Annotated in this window: 2 protein-coding genes; both read left to right on the top strand. The window is 64.9% G+C overall.

The features are described from left to right. Positions 1–922 (top strand): IS5 family transposase (locus VHL31_RS00735; RefSeq protein ID WP_329659285.1); only part of this gene is annotated, 922 nt, incomplete at its 5' end. A 166-nt stretch (positions 923–1,088) separates the two neighbouring features. Beyond that, a complete protein-coding gene (locus VHL31_RS00730) occupies positions 1,089–1,439 on the top strand; it encodes a hypothetical protein (RefSeq protein ID WP_329659284.1) in 351 nt (116 codons plus the stop codon). Positions 1,440–1,764: the final 325 nt, after the last annotated feature.

The raw sequence follows: 1,764 nt of genomic DNA, 5'->3' as shown, positions 1-1,764 counted from the left end.
GGAAGCCCTGTTGCCGGCGGCCTTTGGCAGCAACCAGCGGCTGGAGCGGATCAGGGCGCAGGTCGACTGGGTGCCGATCGAGGTGCTCCTGCAGCCGATGCGCCGGGCGCCGACGGGGCAGCCGGCTTATCCGCCCTTGGTCCAGCTCAAGGCTTTGCTCCTGCAGCATTGGTACCGCCTGTCTGACCGTGATCTGGAAGAAGCCTTGGCCGACCGGCTGAGCTTTCGGCGCTTTTGCGGGCTGGGCCTGGAGGACGCGGTGCCGGATGCAACGACGCTCTCGCGCTTTCGGATCGACCTGGCTGAAGCAGGACTGGCGGAGATGGTCTTCGACGCCTTGAACCGGCAGCTGGAACAGCGTGGCCTCTTCATCAAGGCCGGCACGATGATCGATGCGACGCTGGTGGAAGCTGACGTGAAGCGGCCACCAAGGCGTAAGGGCGAGGTGTCGGAGCGCGACCCGGCAGCTGGCTTCACCCGACGCGGGCAGCGCAGCTTCTTCGGCCACAAGGCGCACTTGGCCGTCGATCAAGGTTCGGACCTGATCCGCAAGGCCATTCTCACCAGTGCCGACATCGGGGAGAGCATCGCTGCGGACGCCTTGATCTGCGGCGACGAGCAGGCCGTGCTGGCCGACAAGGCCTACGAGTCGATGAGCAGAAGGGAGGCCCTGGCCGCAATCGGCATCACCGACCGGATCATGCACCGGCGGCATCAGGCCAAGCGCCAGCCGTCCTGGCACAAGTGGATGAACGTCGCCATCACGCCCCTGCGCGGCCAGATCGAGAAGCTCTTCGGCACCATGAAGCGACGCTACCTGTACCGGCGCGTGCGCTACCACGGCCTGATCCGCAACCGCTGCCAGCTCTGGCTGCTCTGCATGGCCATGAACCTGCGAAGAGCCGATCAGCTCACCACCTGACCGGCACCGAGGTCACGGCATCGATCGATCCGGTGCCAACCAGCAGCGTGATGGGCCGGAACTTCCTGCCCGAGGCGCTTACCCATCCGCCCTGTTCACCGGACAAGGCAGAGACCACGGCTTTCGCGCCAGTCTCCTTAAGAGGACGACGTGAAACTGGCGGCCGATGCTGGAGGCTGGCGGCAGGCTCCTGTACGGGAACGGGATGGTGCTGCGCCCCTACATCGCACTCGGCGGGGTCTTCTGCGACGACGACAGCTGGGGTGCTGAAGCCAGCTTCGAGGGAGCACCCAACAGCGGCAGCTTCCGTAGCGAGACGGAACTGCCCGAGCAGGTAGCCCGGCTACGTCTTGGCTTCGATTTTCTCGCTTCTGAGCAGGTCCAGGTGAAGCTCGAGTATGGCGGTGAACTGAACGGGGACTACCGCGCCCATAGTGGAACAGTTCGCGCAACTACCTGTTCTGGCCAGCGAGATGGCCCGGTCGAGAGCCCGTTGGAGAAAGTGCTCAACGGCTGATGTGGCGTAGCAGCGGGCTGCCGATGGCGACTTGGATAAGGCAATGGAGGCCTCCGGGTACGTCGCGTCGTCCCGCAACCGGCGGCGCCAGCGGGCAATCCCAGCCAACCACCCTCCCCCCCACCATCCTCAATTCGTCAGCAGACTGCCGCTGGAAGCGCCGATGATGTCCAGGATGAAGGATCTCATACCGGCTCATAGAAGTTTTGACTTGAGCAGGTAGGGGTAGGCGGTGAGGCTGGCGAGCCGGCCGGTCTCAGCGAGGAGCCTATTCCAGGCCTGGCAGGTGGCATCGAGCACGGCGCCGTAGTCGCCCAGCACTCGA

The organism is Geminicoccus sp. (genome assembly GCF_036263595.1).
In the GTDB taxonomy this organism is placed as follows: domain Bacteria; phylum Pseudomonadota; class Alphaproteobacteria; order Geminicoccales; family Geminicoccaceae; genus Geminicoccus.
Note: the sequence above shows the minus strand (reverse complement) of the source record. Positions and strands in the feature narration are given on the sequence as shown.

Coding starts and splice junctions, on each gene's coding strand:
- VHL31_RS00730 (WP_329659284.1), top strand. CDS start 1,089: ATGCTGGAGGCTGGCGGCAGGCTCCTGTACGGGAACGGGATGGTGCTG.